General features: G+C 68.7%; 14 protein-coding genes. 7 read left to right on the forward strand and 7 right to left on the reverse strand.

Features of this window, described 5'->3' with window-relative positions:
- Positions 1–34: 34 nt before the first annotated feature.
- A complete protein-coding gene (locus ABC383_RS26095; RefSeq protein ID WP_413018664.1) occupies positions 35–1,084 on the reverse strand; it encodes a LacI family DNA-binding transcriptional regulator in 1,050 nt (349 codons plus the stop codon).
- A 285-nt stretch (positions 1,085–1,369) separates the two neighbouring features.
- On the opposite strand from ABC383_RS26095, the gene ABC383_RS26100 reads away from it, so the two are divergent.
- The 6 genes from ABC383_RS26100 to ABC383_RS26125 are packed head-to-tail and all read left to right on the forward strand — an operon-like array spanning position 1,370 to position 8,212.
- On the forward strand, positions 1,370–2,782 hold the full coding sequence (locus tag ABC383_RS26100) for an ABC transporter substrate-binding protein (RefSeq protein ID WP_413018666.1): 1,413 nt from the start codon (positions 1,370–1,372) through the stop codon (positions 2,780–2,782).
- Between the two features lie 9 nt (positions 2,783–2,791).
- On the forward strand, positions 2,792–3,709 hold the full coding sequence (locus ABC383_RS26105; RefSeq protein ID WP_413018668.1) for a carbohydrate ABC transporter permease: 918 nt from the start codon (positions 2,792–2,794) through the stop codon (positions 3,707–3,709).
- Complete coding sequence (locus tag ABC383_RS26110) at positions 3,706–4,545, forward strand: carbohydrate ABC transporter permease (RefSeq protein WP_413018670.1); 840 nt, start codon at positions 3,706–3,708, stop codon at positions 4,543–4,545. Before ABC383_RS26105 ends, ABC383_RS26110 begins: the two co-directional genes overlap by 4 nt.
- Positions 4,542–5,594, forward strand: coding sequence for an ABC transporter ATP-binding protein (locus ABC383_RS26115; RefSeq protein ID WP_413018671.1), 1,053 nt, complete (start codon positions 4,542–4,544; stop codon positions 5,592–5,594). The genes ABC383_RS26110 and ABC383_RS26115 overlap by 4 nt, the downstream gene beginning before the upstream one ends.
- Positions 5,595–5,648: 54 nt before the next feature.
- A complete protein-coding gene (locus tag ABC383_RS26120) occupies positions 5,649–7,265 on the forward strand; it encodes an arylsulfatase (protein WP_413018673.1) in 1,617 nt (538 codons plus the stop codon).
- Positions 7,262–8,212, forward strand: coding sequence for a formylglycine-generating enzyme family protein (locus tag ABC383_RS26125; RefSeq protein WP_413018675.1), 951 nt, complete (start codon positions 7,262–7,264; stop codon positions 8,210–8,212). Before ABC383_RS26120 ends, ABC383_RS26125 begins: the two co-directional genes overlap by 4 nt.
- Before the next feature lie 60 nt (positions 8,213–8,272).
- Here the strand turns inward: ABC383_RS26125 and ABC383_RS26130 are convergent, their stop codons facing one another.
- A complete protein-coding gene (locus ABC383_RS26130) occupies positions 8,273–9,490 on the reverse strand; it encodes an MFS transporter (protein WP_413019324.1) in 1,218 nt (405 codons plus the stop codon).
- Positions 9,491–9,587: 97 nt separating this feature from the next.
- On the opposite strand from ABC383_RS26130, the gene ABC383_RS26135 reads away from it, so the two are divergent.
- Positions 9,588–10,514 (forward strand): LysR substrate-binding domain-containing protein, encoded by a 927-nt coding sequence (locus ABC383_RS26135; RefSeq protein ID WP_413018677.1) that lies wholly within the window; start codon positions 9,588–9,590, stop codon positions 10,512–10,514.
- Here the strand turns inward: ABC383_RS26135 and ABC383_RS26140 are convergent.
- From ABC383_RS26140 to ABC383_RS26160, 5 genes are all read right to left on the reverse strand, one after another.
- Entirely contained in the window at positions 10,503–10,970 is a 468-nt protein-coding gene (locus ABC383_RS26140) for a hypothetical protein (protein ID WP_413018678.1), read from the reverse strand. The two genes, ABC383_RS26135 and ABC383_RS26140, sit on opposite strands and share 12 nt — an antisense overlap.
- Before the next feature lie 121 nt (positions 10,971–11,091).
- On the reverse strand, positions 11,092–13,323 hold the full coding sequence (locus tag ABC383_RS26145) for an ATP-dependent DNA helicase (protein ID WP_413018680.1): 2,232 nt from the start codon (positions 13,321–13,323) through the stop codon (positions 11,092–11,094).
- A 120-nt stretch (positions 13,324–13,443) separates the two neighbouring features.
- On the reverse strand, positions 13,444–13,908 hold the full coding sequence (locus ABC383_RS26150) for a single-stranded DNA-binding protein (protein ID WP_413018682.1): 465 nt from the start codon (positions 13,906–13,908) through the stop codon (positions 13,444–13,446).
- A 75-nt stretch (positions 13,909–13,983) separates the two neighbouring features.
- Positions 13,984–14,490, reverse strand: coding sequence for a siphovirus Gp157 family protein (locus ABC383_RS26155; RefSeq protein WP_413018684.1), 507 nt, complete (start codon positions 14,488–14,490; stop codon positions 13,984–13,986).
- Positions 14,487–15,515 carry an ATP-binding protein gene (locus ABC383_RS26160; RefSeq protein ID WP_413018686.1) on the reverse strand — a complete coding sequence of 343 codons (1,029 nt, stop codon included), beginning with the start codon at positions 15,513–15,515 and terminating at the stop codon, positions 14,487–14,489. The genes ABC383_RS26155 and ABC383_RS26160 overlap by 4 nt, the downstream gene beginning before the upstream one ends.
- Positions 15,516–15,616 lie beyond the last annotated feature (101 nt).

The following is a 15,616-nucleotide window of genomic DNA, read 5'->3' on the forward strand; positions in this document are numbered from 1 at the left end:
CTTCATTCCCGAGCCAATACAAGCCGGCGCGCCGTCAGGACGCCGGCTTGCCTGTGCTTCCGCGGTACACCACCTCGATCGGAAACGCTTCGTACGGCTCGTAGGGCTGGCCTTCCAGCCGGGCGATGACCTGGTTCGCCGCCGCATGGCCGATCTCGATGATGGGCGTGCGGATGCTGGTCAGGCCTGGCGTCTGGGTGGCGCCGAGGTCGGTGTTGTCGACGCCGGTGATCGAGATGTCCTCGGGTATCCGGACGCCCGCCTCGCGGCAGGCGACCATGGCGCCGACCGCGAACACGTCATTGGTCGCCACCACCGCGGTGGGCGGGCGCGGCAGCGCCAGCAGGCGCGCCATCGCCGCCTGCGCCGCCGGCAGCGAGATCGGCGCGTACTGCACGCAGGCCGCGTCAAGCGCCAGCCCGGCCTCGGCCAGGGCATCGCGCACCCCGGCGCCGCGGGCGCGCGCCCGGTCGTTGCCCTCGACCGGCGCGCTGATCAGGCCGAAGCGGGTGTGGCCCAGCGCCAGCAGGTGGCGCGTGATCTCATAGGTCGCGGCCCGGTTGTCGAAACCCACGCTGGGATGCCGGCGGAACGGGTCGACGCCCCAGGTCAGCACGTAGGGCCGGCCGTAATCCTCCAGCAGGCCGAACAGGTTGGGATCGTGGTCCAGGCCGACGAAGACCAGCGCGTCCACGCCATGCTCGATCAGCTGGCCCGCCATCTTCAGTTCCATCGCCAGGTCGTAATGATGCTCGGCCAGCACCAGCGAATAGCCGCGCTCGCCCAGGCGCTGCTGCAGCGCGCTGGTGGTCCGGGCATAGAGCGCGTAGTCGAAGGAGGGCACCACCGCGCCTACCATCTTGCTGCGATGGCTGCGCAACGAGCGCGCCGCGCCATGCGGCACGTAGCGCAACTTGGCGGCCGCCTCCAGCACCCGGCGCCGGGTGTCCGGCTCGACCTGCCCGGGCGTGTTCATCACCCGCGACACGGTGGCGGTGGAGACGCCGGCCAGCCGCGCCACGTCCTTGGCGCCGGCGCGCGTCTTTCCGTCTTCCGGCCTGGGTTGGGGCGTTGCTGGTTTCATGGGCGGCGGGCTCTCCTTCGAAGCCATGATGATATCGATTTCAGAAAACCGATAAGTAAATGCAAAAACATTCTGGTTCGCCCCTGTTGTGGCGGCCGATGTTCAATGTTACATTGAATCCGTGTAATCGATTACATGAGAATAAATCGATACGCATGTTTTCCGCAGTGGCAGGCCCGCAGGTTCAGAAACACACGGCAGGACCGACCCTGGCACGACGGGCGCTTTGGCGCCCAGGCGCGGCGAAAGGGCGGCGATATCGCTGGACATCAAGGAGACGACCGCATGAACAAGAAAACAGTCCGCAGCGCGCCGGCGCAGCCGGGCAGACGCAAGCTGGTGGGCGCCGCCGCGGCGCTGGGCGCATGGACCCTCGCGCCGGCCATGATGCGCAATGCGCAGGCCCAGGCCGACGACCTCGCGCCTTACCGCAGCGCCAAGATCAACTGGCGCCAGGCGGAGGGCGAATCGATCGCGGTGGCGGTGATCCCGGCCAGCTACTTCGACAACCTGGCCACGCTGCTGCCGCAGTTCGAAGCGCTGACCGGCATCAAGGTGCGGGTGGAGAAGGTGCCGCCGGGCCAGATCCGGCAAAAGGCGACGCTGGACCTGTCCTCGAAAACCGCGACCTACGCCACCCATGCGGCCGACCCGATGTACTACCCGCTGTACGTGGCCAACAAGTGGGTGGACCCGCTGGACCGCTACCTGAACGACCCGGCCCTGACTGACCCGGCCTGGTTCCGCTACGACGACATTCTCAAGGCCTGGCGCGACGCCGACTCGGTCGACGGCAAGCCCTACGGCATACCCTACGACGGCGAAGTCACGGTGCAGGTGTACCGCAAGGACCTGTACGCCGCCAAGGGCCTGAAGCCGGCCGAGACCTATGACGAGCTGCTCGCCAACGCCAAAGCGCTGACCGACGCGCCCAACCGCCAGTACGGCCTTGCGCTGCGCGGCTTCGCCGGCGCCGGCCAGAACATGTACATCTATCCCTCGCTGCTGCGCGGCTTCGGCGGCAGCTGGTTCGCCGGCAAGAATGTCACGGTCAACACGCCGGAAGCGGTGCAGGCGCTGCAGTGGTATGTGGATGCGCTGGGCAATTACGCCTCGCCCGCGGTGCGCAACTGGAACTGGCCCGACATCGCCGACGCCTTCTCGCAGGGCAACCTGGCCTGCTATATCGACGCCCATTCCTCGGCGGCGGTGCTGAACAACCCGGAGAAGTCCAAGGTGATCGGCAAGATCGCCTATGCGCGCTGGCCCAAGGGGCCAAGCGGCAAGCGGGTGACCTCGATCTGGAACTGGGGCTTCCCGATCAATGCCGCGCTGAGCGAGCGCGCCAAGAAGGCGACCTGGCTCTTCATCAGCTGGGCGGCGTCGGCCGAGACCCAGGCCCGCACCTCGTGGAAGTTCGCCGGGCCGGCCAAGCGCTCCGGCATCAACCGCAGCTCGCTGTGGCGCTCGCCCGAGTTCGCCAGTGCGATGCAGGGCATGGGCGACAACTTCATCCCTGCCGCGCTGGAGTCGCTGGAGCAGGACACCGATGTCGACTGGCGGCCGCGGGTGCCGCAGTGGCCCGCCATCGGCGACACCATGGCAACCGCGATCCAGGCCGCGCTGACCGGGCAGAAGAAGCCCAAGGAAGCGCTGGACGAGGCGCAGAGCCGCATCCAGCAGATCCTCAAGGGTTAGGGCCGTTAGATGGCCCATACCCTGACGGCGGCGCCGGCGCGGGACGCCGGGCCGGTGACCCTGGCGCGCCAGGAGCAGCGCTTCGCGCTGGCGCTCCTGGCGCCGGCGCTGGTCCTGCTGCTGCTGACCACCACCATCCCGCTGGTCTACCTGGCGTGGAACAGCCTGCACCGCATCGACCTCGGCATGCCCTGGCTGTCGGGCTTTGCCGGACTGGACAACTACGTCAAGATGGGCAACGACCCGCGCTTCTGGAGCTCGCTCTGGCTGACCGTGGTCTATACCTGCAGCACGGTGGCCTTGCAGGTGGTGGTCGGCCTGTCGCTGGCGCTGCTGGTGCTGCAGATCCCGAGGGGACAGGGCCTGCTGCGCATCGGCGCCATTCTGCCCATCGTGCTGGCGCCGGTGGTGGTGGGCCTGTTCTGGCGCACCCTGGTGCTGGCGCCCGACGTCGGCCTGGTCGACCTGGTCACCCGCTCGCTGGGCCTGGGCAGCTACAACTGGCTGGGCGACCCGCAGCTGGCGCTGATCTCGGTGATCGCGATCCACACCTGGCAATGGACGCCGTTCGCCTTCCTGGTGATGCTGGCCACGCTGTCGACGCTGCCTTCGGACGTGTATGAAGCGGCGCGGCTGGACCGCGCCCGGCCCTGGCAGCGCTTCGTCTACATCACGCTGCCGCTGATCCGGCCGGCGATCGTGATGGTGGTGATCATGCGCACCATGACGGCGCTGTCGGCCTTCGCCGCGATCTTCGCCGCCACCGGCGGCGGCCCCGGCTCGGCCACCGAGATCCTGAACCTGTATGCCTACCGGACCTCGTTCTCCGAACTCAATATCGGCTACGGCGCCTCGCTGGCCATGGTGCTGATGGGGATCACGCTGGCGATTTCCTGGTTGATGTTCCGTTTGAGGAGAAGCCGATGAAGCGCCATGCGCTGCGCCACGCGATGCTGTGGCTGGTGGCCGGCCTGCTGCTGGCGGTATGGGCCTTCCCGGTGCTGTGGGGCCTCTTGACCTCGTTCAAGTCCGAGCGCGACGTGCTGGCCTATCCGCCGGTGTGGCTGTTCGAGCCGACGCTGGCCAATTACCGCGAAGTGCTGTTCGGCGCGTCTTCCATCCTGCCCAACCTCTGGTCCAGCATGGTGGTGTCCTGCAGCGCCACGCTCCTGACCATGCTGTTCGCGGTGCCGGCGGCCTATGCGCTGGCGCGGCTGAACTACCCGGCCAAGCGCGCGTCCGGCTTCTATGTGCTGGCCACGCAGATGCTGCCGCCGATGGGCCTGATCATTCCCTACTACCTGGTGCTGCAGAAGATCGGCGGCCTGGACACCTACAGCGGCCTGACCGCGCTCTACCTGTCGTTCTCGCTGCCGTTCGCGATCTGGCTGATGGTGTCCTACTTCGAGGACATCCCGTACGAGATGGAGGAAGCGGCGCTGCTGGACCGGGCCGGCCGCCTGCGCACGCTCTGGTACGTGATCCTGCCGCAGGTGCGCGGCGGCATCGCGGTGACCACCATCTTCGTCTTCCTCAATGCCTGGAACGAGTTCCTGTTCGCGGTGGTTTTGGGCGGCAACAAGGTGCGGCCGGTGACGGTGGCGATGTTCAATTTCATTTCGGTCGAGCAGACCCAGTGGGCGCGGCTGGCGGCCGGGGCGATGCTGGCAATGGCGCCGGTCATCCTGATCGGCCTGGCGGCGCAGCGCCATATCGTCAAGGGCCTGACCGTGGGCGCAGTCAAGGGAGGAGGACGCCGATGAAGCAATCAGGCAATGTACGCATGGAAGGGGTGGTGAAGCAGCACGGCAGCTTCACCGCGTTGCACGGGCTGGACCTGGAGATACGGCCGGGCGAGTTCTTCGCGCTGCTCGGGCCTTCGGGCTCGGGCAAGACCACCACGCTGCGCATCCTGGCCGGGCTGGAATCGGTCAATGCCGGGCGGGTGCTGCTGGACAATGCCGACGTCACCCATGCCGAACCGGGCGCGCGCGACGTGGCGATGGTGTTCCAGAGCTATGCGCTCTATCCGCACATGACGGTGGCCGAGAACATCGGCTTTCCGCTGAAGATGATAGGCACGCCGGCCGCCGCGCGCAGCGCCGCGGTGCAGGACGCCGCCGCCAAGGTCGGCATTGCGCACCTGCTGTCGCGCCGGCCCGGCCAGCTCTCGGGCGGGCAGCAGCAGCGCTGCGCATTGGCGCGTGCCATCGTGCGCCAGCCGCGCCTGTTCCTGCTCGACGAGCCGCTGTCCAACCTCGACGCCAAGCTGCGCATCGAGACCCGCGCCGAGCTGCGCCGGCTGCAGCGCTCGCTGGGCGTGACCATGGTCTACGTGACCCACGACCAGGAAGAGGCAATGACCGTGGCCGACCGCATGGCGGTGTTCATGGAAGGCCGCGTGGTGCAGGTCGGCACGCCCAAGTCCATCTTCCAGCGCCCGGCCAGCGCCGCGGTGGCCAGCTTCATCGGCACGCCGCCGATGAACATGCTGCCGGCCCGGCTGGAGGCCGGCATGGTGGAAGTGGCCGGCGCCAGGCTGCCGGTGGCGGAGGCGGGCGGCCAGTCGGGCGCGGTCACGCTGGGCGTGCGGCCGGGCGACCTGCGCATCGCGCCGGACGGCATGCCGGCCACGGTCGAATTCATCGAGGACCTGGGCGACAGCGCCGTCGTGCTGCTGCAGCTGGCCGGGCAGCAGGTCAAGCTACGCGCGGCGAATGCGCAGGCGCTGACCGAAGGCCAGCCGGTATTCCTGCGCTTCGACCCGGCGGCGGCGCACCTGTTCGACAGCGCCAGCGGACTGCGGCTCTAGGACCAGGCTCCTAGCGCAGCCGCCAGAACAACATCAACGACATGGAGACCGGAAATGAGCAAGAAGCCTAACATCCTGCTGATCCTGAACGACGACATGGGCTATTCCGACATCGGCTGCTACGGCGGCGAAGTACAGACGCCCAACCTCGACCGGCTGGCCGCCAACGGCCTGCGCTTTTCCCAGTTCTACAACACCGCCCGCTGCAGCCCGTCGCGCGCCTCGCTGCTGACCGGCCTGCATCCGCACCAGACCGGCATCGGCGTGCTGACCTACAGCTTCGGGCCGGAAGGCTATGCCGGCGACCTCAACGAACGCTGCGTCACCATACCCGAGGCCCTGAAGGCCGGCGGCTACCGCAACTACATGAGCGGCAAGTGGCACGTCGCCGCCAACCTGACCGAGCCGACCGCGAGCTGGCCGCTGCAGCGCGGCTTCGACGAGTTCTTCGGCACCATCATCGGCGCCGGCAGCTTCTACGATCCCAACACCCTGACCCGCGGCAACGAGAACGTCGAGCACGAGGCCAGGCAGGAAGGCTTCTTCTACACCGACGCCATCAGCGACCAGGCCGCCGCCAACATCAGGAAGCATGCGCAGCAGCACGGCGGCCAGCCCTTCTTCCAGTACGTGGCCTACACCGCGCCGCACTGGCCGCTGCATGCCCACGAGGAGGACATTGCGAAATACAAGGGCCGCTTCGACGCCGGCTGGGATGCGCTGCGCGAGGCGCGGCTGGAACGCCTGGTGGCGTCCGGCATCCTTGACAAGGCCTGGGCCCTGACCGGGCGCGACCCCAGCCAGCCGGCCTGGCCGGAAGCAGAGCACAAGGCCTGGCTGCTGCGCTGCATGGAAGTCTACGCGGCCCAGATCGACCGCATGGACCAGGGCATAGGCCGCATCCTGCAGGCGCTGGAACAGACCGGCCAGCTCGACGACACGCTGGTCATCTTCATGTCCGACAACGGCGCCTGCGCCGAGGACATCCCGGAAAGCGTGCCGGTGGACGAGCTGGTCAACAACCTGATGATTGCCCGCTCCCATACCCGCGACGGCGCCGAGGTCCGCTTCGGCAACCAGCCCGACATCATGCCGGGGCCGGAAGACACCTACCAGAGCTATGGCACGGCCTGGGCCAACCTGTCGAACACGCCGTTCCGGCTGTACAAGCACTGGATCCATGAAGGCGGCATCGCCACGCCGCTGATCTTCCACTGGCCGTCCGGCATCGCCGAAAAGGGCGGCGTGCGGCATACGCCGGGCTACCTGCCCGACATCATGGCGACCATCCTCGACATCTCGGCCACCGACTATCCGGGCGAGCGCGCCGGCAATCCGGTGCCGCCGCTGGAAGGCGTGACGCTGGCGCCGGCATTCCGGGCCGACCTCGCCGAGCGGGCGCCGATGTTCTGGGAGCATGAGGGCAACGCCGCGGTGCGTATCGGCAAATGGAAACTGGTGCGGCGCTATCCGGAAGCGTGGGAACTCTACGACATGGCGCAGGACCGCACCGAGACCCGCGACCTGGCGGCGCAGCATCCGGAGCGGGTGGCCGAGATGCGCGCGCGCTACGAGGAATGGGCCGAGCGCTGCGGCGTAATCCCGCGCGAAAAGATCCTGGAGCTGATGCGCCAGCAGCCGGCCGCTTTCTGGGAGGAAGAGGAGGCATGAGCGCCGCCGCGCCGCGCAAGCCCTGCTGCGTGCCGGCCGCCGCAAGCGCGCCGCCGCCGCTGCAGCAGGCCATGCCGGCAGGGCAGGCGGCCCCGGCCGGACTGCTGTGCATCCCGGGCGGCAGCTTCGCCATGGGCACCGACGGCACCGAAGGCTTCGCCGCCGATGGCGAAGGCCCCAGCCTGCGGCTGGACATGGCGCCGTTCCGGATCGCGGCCACGACGGTCACCAACCGCGAGTTCGCCGAGTTCGTGCGCGCCACCCGCTACGTGACCGAGGCCGAGCGTCTCGGCTCGTCCTTCGTGTTCTACCTGCAGGCGCCGGAACGGTTCAGGGTGCAGACCGGGGCGGCGCCGTCGGGATTGCCGTGGTGGCTGGACCTGCCGCATGCCTGCTGGCAGCGTCCCGAGGGACCGGGTTCGCATATCTATCATCGGCCCGACCATCCGGTGGTGCATGTGTCATGGAACGATGCGCAGGCCTACTGCGCCTGGCGCGGCGTGCGCCTGCCCACCGAGGCCGAATGGGAATATGCGGCGCGCGGCGGCCTGGAAGGCCGGCGCTATCCCTGGGGCGATGAACTCGCACCAGGCGGCGTGGCGCAATGCCATATCTGGCAAGGCGACTTCCCCAACCGGCCGGCCGGGGGCTGGCAGCCGGGTGCGACGGCGGCGCGTTCCTTCGCGCCCAATGGCTACGGGCTGTACAACGTGGCGGGCAATGTCTGGGAATGGTGCGCCGACTGGTTCAGTCCGGATTACTACCGCGACCCGGCGGCGCGCGATCCGCGGCAGGCCATGCCGACCGCGGCCAGGTCCATGCGCGGCGGCTCCTTCCTGTGCCACGAATCCTATTGCAACCGCTACCGGGTTGCGGCGCGCGGTTCGAACACGCCCTCCAGCACCGCGTCAAACTGCGGCTTCCGGGTGGCGGCCGATCCAGCCTGAGCGCAACCCGGGAGCCGGCGCAGTGCAAGGAAAATCAGCCGCCTTCATGCGCAGCCGTTGCTAGCACACCCGCTGTTCCCGGCGCGCCGCCGCCGCGGGGCGTGCGGGAAGCTGCGCCGCGCCGCGCCGGTCCAGCCGGCCCGCCAGCGTGGTCAGCGCCAGCGCGCCCAGCACCACCAGCGCGCCGATCCAGGGCGTGGCCAGGAGGCCCAGCCGCGCCACGATCAGGCCGCCGGCCCAGGCGCCGCCGGCGATGCCGACATTGAAGGCGGCAATGTTCAGGCCCGACGCCACGTCCACCGCCTGCGGCGCATGGCGTTCGGCCTGCCGCACCACGTATACCTGCAGGCCGGGCACGTTGCCGAATGCGACCGCGCCCCAGGCCAGCACGGTGGCCACCGCGAGCCACGGCTGCGACGCGGTGAAGGTCAGGATGAACAGCACCGCGGCCAGCAGCCCGAACACGATCTGCAATGCCCGCACCGGACCCTTGCGGTCTGCCAGCCTGCCGCCCCAGATGTTGCCGGCCGCGACCGACACGCCATACACCAGCATCACCCAGCTCACGCTGGCGGCGGAAAAGCCGCTGACCTGCTGCAGCATCGGCGCCAGGAAGGTGAAGGCGATGAAGGAGCCGCCGTAGCCGAGTGCGGTCATCGCATAGACCAGCAGCAGGCGCGGCTGCTTCAGCACCGCCAGCTGCTGCCTGACGGACGCCGCCGGCGGTGTCGGGATGTCGGCCGGCACCAGCGCCAGGCTGCCCAGGAAGGCGAGCACGCCCAGCGCCGACACGGCCAGGAAGGTGGTCTGCCATCCCAGCGTCTGGCCGATGAAGGTGCCCAGCGGCACGCCGGTCACCAGCGCCACCGTCAGGCCGGAAAACATCAGCGCGATCGCGCTGGCCGCCTTTTCCTTGGGCACCAGGCCGGTGGCGATGGTGGAGCCGATGGAAAAGAACACGCCATGCGCCAGGCCGGTCAACACGCGCGCGGCCATCAGCGCACCGTAGCCGGGCGCCAGCCAGGCCACCAGGTTGCCGGCGGTGAACAGCGCCATCAGCCCGAGCAGCAGCGGCTTGCGGCGCATGCGGCCGGTGGCGGCGGTCAAGAGCGGCGCGCCGACCGCCACGCCGAGCGCATAGAGGCTGACCAGGAGGCCGGCGGAGGGCAGCGACACCGACAGGCTGGAAGCGATGGTGGGCAGCAGCCCGACGATGACGAATTCGGTGGTGCCGATGGCGAATGCGCTGAGTGTCAGCGCCCAGAGTGCGAGAGGCATCATGATTCCCTTGGTGTGAACGATGCCGTAGTCTGGGGCAGGAAGGCACGCGGAAAAACCGGCTTGACTACGATACACTTTTGCCCCGGAGTCACGAATGCTCAATATCGATGCGCTGCTTGCCTTTGTCTCCGTGGTCGATGCCGGCTCGTTTTCAGCGGCGGCGCAACAATTGGGGCAGACGCCGTCCGGCGTGAGCCGCACCATCGCGCGGCTGGAGACGCAGCTCGGGGTAACGCTGATCACCCGCACCACGCGCCGGCTGGACCTCACGGCGGAAGGCGAATGGCTGCTGGCGCGCGCCCGCCAGGTGCTGGCCGACCTGCGCGAGACCGAAAACGAACTGGCCGGCAGGCTGCGCCAGCCGTCCGGGCTGGTGCGCATCAACGCCGCCAGCCCGGTGCTGGACCACCTGGTGGCGCCGCTGGCGGCCGAGGCGCTGGAGCGCTATCCCGGGCTGCGGCTGGAACTGGTCAGCGGCGAAACCCTGGTCGACCTGATCGAGGAACGGGTCGACGTGGCCATCCGCATCGGCAACCTGGCCGATTCCACCCTGAATGCCCGGCGCCTGGGCAGCAGCCGCCTGCGCCTGCTGGCCGCGCCCGGCTACCTCGAGCGGCAGGGCATGCCGCTGCTTGCCGCCGATCTCGCGGCCAGGCACCGGGTGCTGGGTTTCACCGCTCCGGCTTCGCTGAACATCTGGCCGCTGCGGCACGACGGCAGGGAAGGCTACCCGGTGACGCCGGCCATTGCCGCTTCCAGCGGCGAAACCCTGCGCCACCTGGCGCTGGCCGGCGCCGGCATCGTCTGCCTGGCCGACTTCCTGACCCGGGCCGACCGCGACGCCGGCCGCCTGGTCGAGGTGCTGCCCGACTGCACGCTGGCCTGGTCGCAGCCGGTGTGGGCCGTGTTCTACCGGCAGGGCGCGCTGGCGCCAAGGGTGTCGGCGGTGGTGGACCTGCTGGCCGAGCGCCTGACCGGGCAGACGCTGGACAATGACGCCGCGCCCGGCCTACCTTCTTGACCGGCGGTACAGCGCCAGCAGCAGACCGGTGCCCAGGCCCCAGGCGGCATTGACGCACAGGCCGGTCAGCATGTTGTTGGGCTTGAAGCCGCCCGCCATCGGCAGCCCCTTGATCGGCGCGACCACGAACCAGGCCACCAGCGTCGGGAACACCATGCCGAACAGCAGGCACTTGACGACGAAGCACGGCGTCACCGGCCAGCGCCGGCTCAGCGCATGCAGCACGATGCCCCAGACGCCGCCCCAGAACGCGGCCGAGATGAATTGCGGCACGGCCAGCGGGCCGACCGCCTTGGTGGCATAGGGCGTGGCCTGGGTGATGCCGGCCGATGCCAGCAGGCCGAGCACGGGCTGATGCAGCGCCAGCACCGCGATGAAGCCGGCGGCGAAGGCGACCAGCCATTGCACGCTGCCTTGCAGCGCGTCGGGTGAGTGATGGGTTCGGACCTGGTTCAAGGCAATGTCTCCCGGCTGAGGTGGGGCTGAGGTGGAAAAACGTCGCCCATGCTACCCCGGCGCCGGCCGCGGCGCTTTGCGCCGGTTCGCCTGGCCGGACCTGCCGGCTTCGGAAGACGCGTCAGCGATGCCCCGCATGATGCATGCGCCGCACCGCCTGCCGCGTGCATTCCACCAGCCGCGCATTGCGCCGCGGCGCCGGCCGCGCGCAGATGGCCTTGATGGCCGCCGGGTCGCCGATCACGGTGAGTCGCTCGCGGGCGCGGGAAAACGCGGTGTAGAGCATGCCGCGATGGACGAAGGCGGGCGAGCCGGTGGTGCAGACCACGATCACTTCCTGGTATTCCGAGCCCTGCGCCGCATGCACCGTCAGCGCATAGGCCAGCGCCAGGCTGTCGAGCGCGCCGCCGGGAAACAGGATCTCGCGGCCATCGTCCAGCGCCAGCGCCAGGTGCAGCACGCTGGTGCCGGCGTCGTCCACCTCGCAGCCCGTTACGGTGCCCGTGTCGCCGTTGACCACCAGCGCCAGTCCTTCGTCGTCCAGCGCCAGGTTGCGGCGGATGATGACGCGGTCGCCGACGTGCAGCGCCGTGCCGGGAATGCGCTTGCCGGACGGGTTCAATACCTGGCGCAGGGCTTCGTTGACATAGGTGGTGTTCCAGCCGGGCGTATGGAGTTCGCCCTTGCGGCGCGGCATCAGCAGCGCCACCCGTTCCAGGCCGCAGCGCCGCACCGCGTCCAGGTAGGCATGCACCACGCGGGACAGGCCGACATCGTCCGGCGGCGGCAGCGAACGCGAAAAGCGCACCCCTGGCCGGTCATGGCAGTCGACCGCGCCCAGGCGGCATTGCTGCACCAGGTCATGGATGCCGCCGTCGTTGCGATGCCCCTGGTGCAGCCGGTGATGGTCGCCGGGCAGCAGCAGGACGTTGGCCAGCACGTCGCCGGGACCGACCGAGGCCAACTGGCCGGTGTCGCCCAAAAGGATCAGGTGGCAGTCGGGCGGCAGCGCATCGAACAGCGCGCGGGCCAGCACCAGGTCCAGCATCGACGATTCGTCCACCACCACGATGTCAGCCTCCAGCGGCTGCGCTTGGTCATGCACATAGCCCTCGTCCCGCACGCCCAGCAGGCTATGCACGGTGACGGCGGCGCAGCCGTAGCGCCGCACCCGGCCGGACAGCACCTTGGCCGCCTTGCCGGTCGGCGCGCAGAACAGGATGCGGCGCTCGCGCGCCACATGGGCCAGCACTTCCATCATCGCGGTCTTGCCGCAGCCGGGGCCGGCGGTCACGGTGTGCACCAGGTGCGACGAGGTCAGCATGCGCTGCAGCGCCTTGCGCTGCCCGGCGTCGAGCGCGAAGTCGTGGCCCACGGCCTGCTCGGCCGCGCTGATTTCCGCCTCCAGCACAGCGGCGTCCAGCGCCACCATCGGTGCGGCCATGCGCAGCGCCCGCCGCGCCAGGTGCAGCGCCAGCGCCTGTTCGCAGTGATACAGCGGGGTTGGATAATGGCAGCCGTCCTTCACCACCAGCGGTTCGCCGTTTTTTTGCGCCGCGTCCAGCGCCGCGCCGGGTGGCACGTCGGGATCGCAGGCGGCAATGCGTTCGGCCAGCGCGTCGGCATCGAGAAAGCTGTGGCCGTTGCGCTCGCAGCCGCCGCGCAGCGCATGGGTGGCCAGCGCCGCCATCCTGGACTGGTGAAAACGCGGAAAGGCCAGGCAGGTCAGGGCGATCCGGTCGGCCGCCGTAAAGACATAGCCTTCCACCTGCCGGATCGGCGCATACGGATCGGCGCCGAACACGCTCCATGCCTGGCGCACCGGCTCGGCGGCATCGGCCACCAGCGGCAGCAGCCAGTCGGCCAGGCGGCGCAGCACGGCAGGCCTGATGCCTGTGGCGCCGACCCGGCCCGACAGGTCGCGGCAGATCAGCGCGGCGGTGTCGAGGCCCTCGGCGGCCGCGACGCGGCGCCGGGTGACTGGGGAAAAATCCACCGCATGCGGATTTTCGATCAGCAGATCGCGCAGTTCGTGCAGCCGGCCGTCGTAGTGCGCAACGAGTTTCTGCGCGGTGGCTGCGCCGCAGCCGCGGAAGTTGGCCTTCAGGTGGGCGGTCAGCGCCTCGGCCGAGCACGGCAGGTCGACCGTGGCGGCCGCCACCAGGATCTGCGGGCCGTACTTCGGATGATGGACGATGCGTCCGGCCAGCCGGTAGCGGTTGCCGGCCGACAGCCCGGCCAGCGCCTCGCCGACGCAGGTCAGGCGCTTGCCGTCATCGAGGCGCACGTTGCCGCGGCCCCATTTGTCGTTGTAGACGGCGAGCGAAGAAAGGATGCCTGCGACCTGGTCCATGGAAGGGAAACAATGAGAGCGGGTGAAATCGGCCAATGAAAACACCGCCCGGTCTTCACGATCCGGGCGGCGCAGGGGACCTGCCGTGTCATGCCGCCACGCGGTGCGGCGGCAGGGAGGTCAGAACGGGATCGCGTCGTCTTCCAGTTCGAATTCCGACAGCGCCGGCTGGCTGGACTTGCGGGTGGTGGCAGTGGAACTTGCCGCATCGGCGCCCGCCTTGCCGGCCTCGTGCGACTCGTCGCCATGCGGCCGGCCGCCCAGCATGCGCAGGTCGTCGGCGATGATCTCGACCACGTAGCGCTCGACATCGTCCTTGCCGGTCCACTTGCGGGTCTGCAGCCGGCCTTCGACGTAGACCAGCGAACCCTTCTTCAGGTACTGTCCCGCGATCTCGGCCAGCTTGCGGTAGAGCACCACGCGATGCCACTCGGTGGCTTCGCGCTTTTCGCCGGTGGCCTTGTCCTTCCAGGTCTCGGTGGTGGCCAGCGTGAACTGGGCGACGCTGTCCCCGGCGGCGGTGGAGCGCGTTTCCGGGTCGCGTCCGAGATAGCCGATCAGGGTGACTTTGTTCAAGGTACTCATGCGATTCTCCTTCAGGGTGCGTAATGCGTGCTTGTTGACTGCTTCTTCACTGCTTGTTGATTACTGCTTGACTGCCTAATGAATGTCGAGCCGCACGCGCTGTTCCGCGTGGGCGCCCGGCACCGCCATGCCGGCCTTCAGCGACGCCGCGATCGCCTTCTTGTCCGGCGTCGGCGGCGGCGGTTCATGCCGCACCAGGAACTGCGGCGGCAATGCCTCCTCCTGGTCGATCACCACCAGCGGCGGGTTCTTGCGCACCGCCAGCGAGAACAGGGCGGTGGTTACCTTGTCCCGTCCGGCAGTCTGCATCAGGTCCAGCGCCAGCCTGCGGCCGCGCTCGGCCGCGCGCAGCAGGCCCGCATGGCGGGCTTCCAGCGCGGCGATGGTCTGTTCCACGCCGCGGGCGGCGGTCTCGACGTTGCGGACCATCTTGGCCAGGTTTTCCAGGCGCTCGTCGAGCGGGCCGGAGATGCTGTCGAGCGTGTCGGCGATCAGCTTCGGATCGTCATGCTGCTCGGCCAGGATCTCGGCCAGCCGCCGGTACTGCGCGGCCAGCTCGAAGGCTTCGAACACCGGGTTCATGCTGCCATGCCCAGCTGTTCTTCGTTCTGGGCTTCCAGCCAGGCCTTGCGCTCGTTCTTCAGCGCGGTCAGGTCTGCCAGGGTCTCGTTGTCCGAGAGCGCGGTCGCCACCCGGTAGGCCGCCGAAAATGCCTTGAACAGGTCGTCCAGCGTGACGGCGCCGGAAATGGCCTGGCGCATCTCGGCCTTCTGCTCTTCCGACACGGTGCGCTTGACCGGCGCATCCACGCCCGCATCCAGCCAGGACAGCAGCTGGCGGCCGGTTTCCATGTCCGGCTTGAAGATCGAGCCATCGAACAGACGGGTGCGGTCCTTGCCGGCAAAGGCCATATGGTGCAGGTCCAGCTCCAGGAAGGTGGTGAACTCGTACTCGATGCCGTCGCGCATGATGGGCGCCAGGCCAATCTTGCGCACGGTCTGGCGGCCGGTCCGCTCATCCTTTTCCTGCACGTACTCGGTCTTGGCGCGCATGGTCGCAATGATGTGGCACTTGCTCTGCAGGAGCGCTTCCACCAGCGCATTGTGCTCCGGCGTGACCTGCCGCCATGCCTGCCAGCTGTTGCCCGACTTGTCGGCGATCTTGCCCTGCCGGTCGAGCGAACCGCCTTCGCCGGTCCAGGCATGGGTCAGGCTGTCGACGATGATGGTCTGCACGCCGGCATCTTCCAGCGCATGGATCGCCTCGACATAGCGGGCCGGGGTGTACGGCGGCGTCAGCTGCAGCACGTCGTAGCCTTCCGGCAGCAGGTCGGCATACAGGTCGCCGCTGCCGTGCTCGGTGTCGATCATCCCGATCCGTCCACCCAAACCGCCGGCGATCAGCAGCGCGGAGTAGGTCTTGCCGCTGCCGGCCGGTCCGGACATGCCCAGACGGAGCTTGGCGCGGCGCTTTGTAGCACGATGAATTTCAAATCCAGCCATGATGACTCTCTTCCTTTCAGTTTGGGTTTCCTGCATCTGTTGCCGACGGCCGACTTCCTCGAACCACTGCATGCCGCCATCGTCACTACTGTCCTGCTCGTCCATGTCACCTCCCTTGCTGCCCGATGTGGCTTAAAGAGCGACTTAAAAGGTAGTTCAATAATTGCTGCGGGCGCTGCTGCGCAGGGCCGGCCTTACGTCGGTGA

The sequence above is a fragment of the Noviherbaspirillum phoenicis genome, assembly GCF_047237965.1.
GTDB lineage: Bacteria > Pseudomonadota > Gammaproteobacteria > Burkholderiales > Burkholderiaceae_D > Noviherbaspirillum_A.

Excerpts from the sequence above, each read along its gene's own strand:
- ABC383_RS26095 (WP_413018664.1), bottom strand. The coding sequence starts at position 1,084 with ATGAAACCAGCAACGCCCCAACCCAGGCCGGAAGACGGAAAGACGCGC.
- ABC383_RS26100 (WP_413018666.1), top strand. The coding sequence starts at position 1,370 with ATGAACAAGAAAACAGTCCGCAGCGCGCCGGCGCAGCCGGGCAGACGC.
- ABC383_RS26105 (WP_413018668.1), top strand. The coding sequence starts at position 2,792 with ATGGCCCATACCCTGACGGCGGCGCCGGCGCGGGACGCCGGGCCGGTG.
- ABC383_RS26110 (WP_413018670.1), top strand. The coding sequence starts at position 3,706 with ATGAAGCGCCATGCGCTGCGCCACGCGATGCTGTGGCTGGTGGCCGGC.
- ABC383_RS26115 (WP_413018671.1), top strand. The coding sequence starts at position 4,542 with ATGAAGCAATCAGGCAATGTACGCATGGAAGGGGTGGTGAAGCAGCAC.
- ABC383_RS26120 (WP_413018673.1), top strand. The coding sequence starts at position 5,649 with ATGAGCAAGAAGCCTAACATCCTGCTGATCCTGAACGACGACATGGGC.
- ABC383_RS26125 (WP_413018675.1), top strand. The coding sequence starts at position 7,262 with ATGAGCGCCGCCGCGCCGCGCAAGCCCTGCTGCGTGCCGGCCGCCGCA.
- ABC383_RS26130 (WP_413019324.1), bottom strand. The coding sequence starts at position 9,490 with ATGCCTCTCGCACTCTGGGCGCTGACACTCAGCGCATTCGCCATCGGC.
- ABC383_RS26135 (WP_413018677.1), top strand. The coding sequence starts at position 9,588 with ATGCTCAATATCGATGCGCTGCTTGCCTTTGTCTCCGTGGTCGATGCC.
- ABC383_RS26145 (WP_413018680.1), bottom strand. The coding sequence starts at position 13,323 with ATGGACCAGGTCGCAGGCATCCTTTCTTCGCTCGCCGTCTACAACGAC.
- ABC383_RS26150 (WP_413018682.1), bottom strand. The coding sequence starts at position 13,908 with ATGAGTACCTTGAACAAAGTCACCCTGATCGGCTATCTCGGACGCGAC.
- ABC383_RS26155 (WP_413018684.1), bottom strand. The coding sequence starts at position 14,490 with ATGAACCCGGTGTTCGAAGCCTTCGAGCTGGCCGCGCAGTACCGGCGG.
- ABC383_RS26160 (WP_413018686.1), bottom strand. The coding sequence starts at position 15,515 with ATGGACGAGCAGGACAGTAGTGACGATGGCGGCATGCAGTGGTTCGAG.